Source organism: Thiohalophilus sp., from assembly GCF_031581315.1.
In the GTDB taxonomy this organism is placed as follows: domain Bacteria; phylum Pseudomonadota; class Gammaproteobacteria; order UBA6429; family Thiohalophilaceae; genus Thiohalophilus.
This window is the reverse complement of sequence record NZ_JAVLAZ010000099.1, coordinates 1-7733: the sequence shown is the minus strand read 5'-3', so window position 1 is coordinate 7733 and position 7733 is coordinate 1. Positions and strand designations below refer to the sequence as shown.

The following is a 7733-nucleotide window of genomic DNA, read 5'->3' as shown; positions in this document are numbered from 1 at the left end:
GCTGGTCGCCGATGAAATCGCCTCCCACAAAATAAAAATAGTTGGCAGTTGGCAGAAACAGTGCAGGTCAGGTTGCACGCAGTGCTACCTGACATAACACCTGATTGTCACCACGAAGGCACGAAGTCTCAAAGTATAATAATTGTTTTCTTCGTGTCTTCGTGCCTTCGTGCCTTCGTGGTAAAGCTTTTAGAGTTTTCTGTACCGGCACGCAATCAGAAATCATCCGTAGCTGGCAGTCACCAGAAAAATAGGGTAATCCCCCTCTTCCTTGTTGACCACATGGGCGGTGGTAAACTGGATATCGGTGAAACCCTGCTCGCGCATTAACGATTCGAGGGCGTCGCGTTCGAACCCATGGTGGAATACCCCTTCCACATCGGCCGGGTGGAAGGTCCCATCTTCCCTGTCCAGATCCGCCAGAGCGACCTGTCCGCCAGGAGTGAGGACGTCGGCAAAACGCCGGAACAATTTTTCGGTCTCTTCGACGTGATGCAGGGCCATGGCGCTGACGATCAGATCAAACTCCTGCTCCAGGGTTTCTTCGAGAATATCCTGACAGCAGACTTCCACCTTGCCTTGCAATTCCGGCTTGGCGGCGAGTTTTTCCAGCATGGACTCGGAAACATCCACCGCCGTAATACGATTCACATGCGGTGCGATATGGGCGCTTATCAATCCGGTTCCGGCGCCAAAGTCCATGACCGACATGTGACTGCTCAGCGGAACACCCTCGACAATGGCCGACCCGATACCGGCTGACAATGCCGTAATCATTTCGTTGGTATCCCACTCCTGGGCCTTTTCTTCAAACAAATCCGCCATAATTTCTATCTCTTAATAACAGTTAATTACAAAGTTGAGCCTGAAACCTGGGAAGGACTCCGTATCATCCCGTTGCGCCAGATATATTATGATCACCGGCGCTGCTTAAAAAGGATTATTCTCTCAGCCGTTTAGCGATTTTAACATGCTGATGTTCCTCCGCCAGATCCAGGGCCGTTTTACCATCGACAGATTGCACCGTCCTGTCGGCGCCGTTTGCCAGCAGTATTTCGACCATTTCCCGCCGGCCTTCATTCGCAGCCCACATCAGGGCCGTCCAACCCCGCTCGTCATCCTGGATATCGAGTGCAATCCCCTGTTCGAGCAGGTAATCAAGCATCGCCACCTGATTGGTAATAACCACAGCGGTCAGGGCATGGTAGCCATCCTTGTCCTTCGCATTGATATCGGCCCCGGCCTGTAACAGTTCCTGCACCACGACAAGGTGACCATTCTGCGCGGCACGCATCAGAGGCGTCCAACTACAATTGTCCCGGGCATCGACCTCCACACCTTTGTCGAGCAGACGCCGTACTTCTGTCACCTCACCCTGCTCCGCCGCCAGATATAACGATGTGCGGCCCCGCTCATCGCGCGCTTCCAGGTCCACAATCCAATAATCAAAGGCCAGGTAGAACACTAGCGCCAGGGTAAACAGCACCAGATAAAACCGGTAAGGGTGACGGTAGATCTGATGAGTTAGCGAATGGAACATCGAGGAATCAAACATGCTTTTTACCCGCATTATCCGGGTAGTTATTATCCTGCCGAATCAAGCAGTTCGATCCAGTGTTTGACCGGTTTGCCGGCCTGACTTCCCAGATGCATTTGGCAACCGATATTGGCGGTGGCAATCACATCGGGCTCGTCACCCTGCAAGGCAGTGAGCTTGTTGTCGAGCAACTGCTGGGAGAGTGTCGGCTGCAGGATCGAGTAAGTGCCGGCCGAGCCGCAACACAGATGGGGATCGGGGACTTCAGTAAGAGTGAAGCCGGCATTTAGCAGTATACCTTCCACCACGCCGTTGATCTGCTGGCCGTGCTGCAGGGTGCAGGGGCTGTGGAAGGCGACCTTGTTATAGCCGGAACTGTTCACATCCAGTTGTGACAGATCCTCGTCACGCAACACTTCGCTGATATCCCGGGCCAGCTCGCTGACCCGGGCGGCCTGTTTGGCGTAAGCGGGATCATGCTTGAGCAGATCGCCGTACTCTTTGACCATTGCACCGCAACCGCTGGCCGTGATCACAATGGCTTCGGCACCGGCCTCGATGTGCGGCCACCAGGCGGCAATGTTGCTGCGCATGAAATCCAGCCCCTCTTCTGTCGCCGACAGATGATGACTGACGGCGCCGCAACACCCCGCTCGCTCGGCGCTGACAAGTTCGATACCGAGCCTGTCCAGCACCCGTGCGGCGGCAGCATTGGTATTGGGGGTGGAAACACTCTGCACGCAACCTTCAAGCACCAGCATTCTACGCGCATGCGTTTGATCCGGCCGGGGTGACGCGGTTTGTGGTGTCGGCACCTGCTCGCGCAGTTTTTTCGGCAGCAGGTTTTTGACCAGACAGGCAGCCCTGAGCAGGGGCGTGAAACGTCGGGGATACGGGATCACCTTGCGCAGCATCCAGCGCTGCAGTGTTTCGAATTTGCCGCGAGCGACTTTCTCTTCAACCAGCTCGCGGCCGATTTCCACCAGTCGACCGTAACGCACGCCGGAGGGACAGGTGGTCTCGCAGGCCCGACAGGTCAGACAACGATCCAGGTGTTGCTGGGTCTTGTGGGTAACCTCGTTCCCCTCCAGTGCCTGCTTGATCAGATAAATCCGCCCACGCGGCCCATCCAGCTCATCCCCCAGCAACTGGTAAGTCGGGCAGGTCGCGGTACAGAAACCGCAATGCACGCAGGCACGCAGGATGTCATTGGCTTCCCGGCCCTCGGGGGTATTGAGATACTGTTGGCTTAAATTCGTCTGCATGATTACCTTTGTCCGGCCTGTTGTGCCCCCAAAAAAGTGACGAGGGACGAGTTACGAGGAAAGCCTTCACCACGAAGTCACGAAGACTCGAAGTACACCAATAACCCTTCGTGGCTTCGCGCCTTCGTGGTTCAATTCCCGGTTACTGATTTCTGACCGCCCTCTGCCAACTGCCAACCTGGAACTCTACGTAGGGTGGAACAAGCGTAGCGGTTCCACCTGAACGGACTGTCATGTAAGAAAACAGCCTGTTTTTATCCCCTCTCCCTCCGGGGAGAGGGAACCGATCCGGAACGTTCTGCCAACTGCCAACTGCGACTGCCAACTTAGATCGTCTTATACATCCGCCCCGGATTGAATATGCCTTTGGGATCGAAGGCCTGTTTGAGATTGTGCTGCAGTGTCATCAACCCCTCGGGTAACGGATGAAAGACGTCCAGGTTGCCGCGCTCACCGCGATAGAGTGTCGCGTGGCCACCGGCTTTTTCCGCCGCCTTGCGGATCCGCTCGGCCGGCTCGTCTGTGACCAGCCAGCGTTGTGCCCCGCCCCATTCATGCAGCCATTTCCCTTTTAACGGAATGGGGGGCGTGGTGGAGGCCAGGGACAGGCGCCAGAGCGGTTTGTTGCTGGAGAAAAAGGCGTGTTGCTGTTCCTTGAGTTTGTGCCACCAGGTCCGGGTCGGCGGCACTTCTTCCCCGCCGAGCAGCTTGCGCGCGGCGGCAATAGTGCCTTCGGTACCACACAGGCGCACATAAAGACTGGCGCCATCGTAACAGGTGGCCGAGATGGGCAACGACTGCTGTGCCCACTGGTTCATGCGTTTGATCGCACTCTCTTCGGAACACTCCTGGACCAGGGTTTCTTCGCCTTCGGGACGGGGCAGCACCTTGAGCGAGACTTCGAGCAACACGCCCAGCGTGCCCAGCGCACCGGCCATCAATCGCGAGACATCGTAACCGGCGACGTTTTTCATCACCTCGCCACCGAAGTGCAGTAGCTCGCCCTTGCCGTTGATCAGTTTGCAGCCGAGGACAAAATCGCGCGCCGCTCCAGCTGTGGCCCGACGCGGGCCGGAAAGATTACAGGCCACGGTGCCGCCCAGTGTGGCGCCTGCGCCGAAATGCGGCGGCTCGAAGGCCAGCATCTGACCCTGCTCCGCAAGCGTCTGTTCGATTTCTTCCAGTGGCGTACCGGCACGCGCGGTCAGAACCAGTTCGGTCGGCTCGTAGGTCACGATACCCGTGTGGCCGCCTGTCTCAAGCGGCGTGCCCGATACGGCATGCCCATAGAAGGCCTTGCTGTTGCCACCACGAATCGACAACGGCTGATGGTTCTCCAGGGCGCTTTGCACCTGCTGTTGTAACTGTTCGCTGATGTCGGCCATGCTCAGAACCGATCCAGTTCGGGAAACGGCAGTTCCCCGTGATGCACATGCATGGCGCCGAACTCGGCACACCGATGTAAGGTTGGTACCGCCTTGCCGGGGTTGAGCAAGCCGTTGGGATCGAAAGCGTTTTTGATCGCATGAAACTGGGTCAGCTCCAGCGCATCGAACTGCACGCACATCTGGTTGATCTTCTCCATGCCGACACCGTGTTCACCGGTAATCGTCCCGCCGACTTCCACGCACAACTCCAGTATCTTGCCACCGAACTCCTCGGTGCGTTCCAGCTCGCCGGGTTTGTTGGCATCGTACAGAATCAACGGATGCAGGTTGCCATCCCCTGCATGAAAGACATTGGCCACCGGCAGATCATACTCTTTGGATAACTCGGCCATCTTGCGCAACACCTCGGGCAGGTGCTTGCGTGGAATGGTGCCGTCCATGCAATAGTAATCGGGGGAGATGCGCCCCACCGCCGGGAACGCCGCCTTGCGCCCTTTCCAGAAATTCATGCGTTCGGCATCCGTGCTCGCGGTGCGCACTTCGGTGGCGCCGCTGTGATTCAATATCTCACGCACCTGATAAACATGGGCCGAGACTTCCTCGTTGGTGCCATCCAGCTCACACAACAGGATCGCTTCGGCGCCGACCGGATAACCGGCGTGCACGAAATCCTCGGCGGCCTGGATGGCCAGTTTATCCATCATCTCCAGCCCGGCGGGAATGATCCCGGCGGAGATAATGTTCCCCACCGCCTGACCGGCTTTGACCACATCATCGAACGCCGCCAGGATCACCTGGGCACGATCGGGTTTGGGCAACAACTTCACGGTCACTTCCACGATCACCCCGAGCATGCCTTCGGAGCCGGTCATCAACGCCAGCAAATCATACCCGGCCGCATCCAGTCCGCTGCCGCCGATGGTCAGCAGCTCGCCGTCGATGGTGACCACTTTCAGTTGCTGGATGTTGTGCACGGTCAGACCGTATTTCAGACAATGCACACCACCGGCATTCTCGGCCACATTGCCGCCGATGCTGCAGGCAATCTGCGAGGAAGGATCGGGCGCATAATAAAGACCGTGCTGGGCCACCGCCTCGGAAATCGCCAGGTTACGCACCCCCGGCTGCACCCGCGCAATACGCTGTTGGGGATCAACCTGCAAAATCTGATTAAAGCGCGCCAGGCTCAGCAACACACCCTGCTCGTGCGGCAGGGCCCCGCCCGACAGACCGGTGCCGGCCCCGCGCGCCACGACCGGCACATCCAGTTCGCTGCAGGCTTTTAAAATGGTCTGGACCTGTTCGATGGTATCGGGTAACACCACCGCCAGCGGCAACTTGCGATAGGCGGACAAGCCGTCGCATTCATAAGGACGCAGATCTTCATCGCTGTATAACACCTGCTCGGCCGGTAATACGGCCTTGAAGCGGCGAACCAGTTGTTCGCGAATATCCGGGGGACTGTGATGTGGGGCGCTGGCGCTCATACTGAACCATCAATGGGTGCAGGGAATAGCCCCTGCCAATACAGGTTATGGATCAAAACGAACAGGCATTCTACCCCTGTTACGACAGCGGTGAAACCTCAGGCAAACGGTCCGCTACACACGCTGTTTGTTATCACACAGGAAGATGATACAGAGCTAATAGTGATTTTTCGTTCTATTTCCCTGCTCACGATGGTGTCATCAGGATGAATTGGGTACCATTCAGAGCCAGAAAAAAACACCATCAGGGGGAAGCATGTTCGAGGATGTCACCAATTATCTGATCGCCGGCGGCCTGCTGGCCGGTCTGCTCTACGGTCTGGTTGCCCGGCACTTTGATCTGGATATGATGCAGGCCGTGCGCAATGTGTTTCGTGATTCCAGCCATCGCCAGTTACTGGCCGTGGCGACGGCGATGCTGGTGGCAATTCTCGGCACATACTGGCTGGAAGCGGCCGGCACCGTGGATATCGCCAGTGCCGGCTATCGCAATGGCCAGTTCGACTGGCTGGGCGTCCTGCTCGGCGGGCTGCTGTTCGGCATCGGCGCCAGTCTCGGCGGACAGGATGCGGCGCGGGTCTTCGTCAACGCCGCCGGCGGCGATCTGCGCGCCCTGCTGGTGCTGTCGGTCTTCATCATCTTCGCCACCATCACCCAGTTCGGCCTGCTGGAATCGGTGCGGTTGTGGCTCACCGGCCAGACCGCCATCCATCTGGCGGGCGGCGATGCCGGGATCGCCAGCATGCTGGGCCTGCCCGGCTGGCTGGTGCTGCTGGTCATCGGCGGCGCCCTGGCCGCCTACATCGCCCTGCGCTGGAAACGGGGCGGGCAGGTCTCCCTGCTGGTCGCCGGCGGCATCATTGGCCTGATCACGGTGGCCAGCTGGTATGTGACCGGGGTGCTGGCCTTCGATGACTTCAATCCCAAGGCGCCGTCGGGCATCACCGCCTCCGGCCCCATGTCCCGCATCGGCATGTTGGTCATCGCCGGGGACACGCCGCGGCTCTCCTACGCCGTCTCCTTTGTCATCGGCCTGGCGGTCATCGGCTTTGTCTACAGCCTGCTGCGCGGCCAGTTCCGCTTCACCCCGATCCCCGGCGGCAAGCTGGGCAGCTCCATTCTGGGGGCGGCCCTGATGGGCATCGGCGCCACGGTCGCCTATGGCTGCAACGTCGGCCAGGGCCTGACCGGCTTCTCCACCCTGTCGCTGGAGTCCCTGCTGGCCGTGGTGGGCATGTTCCTCGGCGTGATGATCGCAACCAAAAAACGCTGGGAATAAGCCCAGCCGGCGGGCAAAAACCGGGCGCGGGGTGATGTTTCCCCCGCCCGAATCGGCTATCATTGGCGCACTTTCCATAGATAAAAATCGATAGGTCAGGATCGCCAATGTTCTCCGGTTGTGATGCGCTGAGAAAACTGCGCGAAGGTAACGAACGCTTCAGCACCAATGTGCGCAGCATTGATTCCCTGTTGAGTTATACCCAGCGGGCCAACCTGGCCACCAGCCAGCAGGAACCCATCGCCATTATTCTCGGCTGCTCCGATTCCCGCGCCCCGGCCGAACTGGTCTTCGACCAGGGCCTGGGCGATCTGTTCGTGATCCGCGTGGCCGGCAATATCGTCGCCCCCTCCCAGGTCGGCAGCGTGGAATTCGCCGCCGATCGATTCAACACCAAACTGGTGGTGGTACTGGGCCACTCCAACTGCGGCGCCATCACCGCCACGCTGGAAGAGCTGCGACGCCCGACCGAAAACCAGTCCCCCAACCTGCACTCCATCGTCAGCCGGGTCCGCCCCTCTGTCCAGAACCTGCTGGATGGCAGCCCGGATCTGCCCCATAACGAGCTGGTCGAAAAGGCCGTACGCGCCAATGTCCGCGCCTCCTGCGATCACCTGCGCCACGGCTCGGCCATCCTCGAAGATCTGATCGCCAACAACGGCCTGCTGGTCGTCGGTGCCGAGTATTCGCTGGAGACCGGCAAAGTCGAATTCTTCGACGGCGTGCCGGCGGAGTGTGAATAACGCGCATTTCTCCGGGTCAGTGGAAATAACGCGG

Annotated in this window: 7 protein-coding genes; 2 read left to right on the top strand and 5 right to left on the bottom strand. The window is 58.9% G+C overall.

Annotation, left to right across the window (positions count from 1 at the left end; genetic code table 11):
- Positions 1-222: 222 nt before the first annotated feature.
- From RI563_RS11575 to glcD, 5 genes are all read right to left on the bottom strand, one after another.
- Positions 223-825 carry a class I SAM-dependent methyltransferase gene (locus RI563_RS11575; RefSeq protein ID WP_310694539.1) on the bottom strand — a complete coding sequence of 201 codons (603 nt, stop codon included), beginning with the start codon at positions 823-825 and terminating at the stop codon, positions 223-225.
- Between the two features lie 115 nt (positions 826-940).
- A complete protein-coding gene (locus tag RI563_RS11570) occupies positions 941-1555 on the bottom strand; it encodes an ankyrin repeat domain-containing protein (RefSeq protein WP_310694538.1) in 615 nt (204 codons plus the stop codon).
- Positions 1556-1584: 29 nt separating this feature from the next.
- Positions 1585-2802, bottom strand: a complete 1218-nt coding sequence (glcF, locus tag RI563_RS11565) for a glycolate oxidase subunit GlcF (protein ID WP_310694537.1) — start codon at positions 2800-2802, stop codon at positions 1585-1587.
- A gap of 326 nt (positions 2803-3128) precedes the next feature.
- Positions 3129-4187: a glycolate oxidase subunit GlcE gene (gene glcE / locus RI563_RS11560; RefSeq protein ID WP_310694536.1), complete on the bottom strand. Its 1059-nt coding sequence runs from the start codon at positions 4185-4187 to the stop codon at positions 3129-3131.
- A 2-nt stretch (positions 4188-4189) separates the two neighbouring features.
- A complete protein-coding gene (glcD, locus tag RI563_RS11555; RefSeq protein ID WP_310694535.1) occupies positions 4190-5677 on the bottom strand; it encodes a glycolate oxidase subunit GlcD in 1488 nt (495 codons plus the stop codon).
- A 256-nt stretch (positions 5678-5933) separates the two neighbouring features.
- Here glcD and RI563_RS11550 point away from each other — a divergent pair, with 256 nt between their 5' ends.
- Both RI563_RS11550 and RI563_RS11545 read left to right on the top strand, forming a co-directional pair.
- The gene (locus RI563_RS11550; protein WP_310694534.1) at positions 5934-6956 is read left to right on the top strand and encodes a YeeE/YedE family protein; all 1023 of its coding nucleotides are present in this window, start codon (positions 5934-5936) and stop codon (positions 6954-6956) included.
- A gap of 107 nt (positions 6957-7063) precedes the next feature.
- Positions 7064-7699, top strand: coding sequence for a carbonic anhydrase (locus RI563_RS11545; protein ID WP_310694533.1), 636 nt, complete (start codon positions 7064-7066; stop codon positions 7697-7699).
- Positions 7700-7733 lie beyond the last annotated feature (34 nt).

What these genes read in the sequence shown, in the direction of transcription:
- RI563_RS11545 (WP_310694533.1), top strand. Translation starts at nt 7,064, where the DNA reads ATGTTCTCCGGTTGTGATGCGCTGAGAAAACTGCGCGAAGGTAACGAA.
- glcE (WP_310694536.1), bottom strand. Translation starts at nt 4,187, where the DNA reads ATGGCCGACATCAGCGAACAGTTACAACAGCAGGTGCAAAGCGCCCTG.
- glcF (WP_310694537.1), bottom strand. Translation starts at nt 2,802, where the DNA reads ATGCAGACGAATTTAAGCCAACAGTATCTCAATACCCCCGAGGGCCGG.
- RI563_RS11570 (WP_310694538.1), bottom strand. Translation starts at nt 1,555, where the DNA reads ATGTTTGATTCCTCGATGTTCCATTCGCTAACTCATCAGATCTACCGT.
- RI563_RS11550 (WP_310694534.1), top strand. Translation starts at nt 5,934, where the DNA reads ATGTTCGAGGATGTCACCAATTATCTGATCGCCGGCGGCCTGCTGGCC.
- RI563_RS11575 (WP_310694539.1), bottom strand. Translation starts at nt 825, where the DNA reads ATGGCGGATTTGTTTGAAGAAAAGGCCCAGGAGTGGGATACCAACGAA.
- glcD (WP_310694535.1), bottom strand. Translation starts at nt 5,677, where the DNA reads ATGAGCGCCAGCGCCCCACATCACAGTCCCCCGGATATTCGCGAACAA.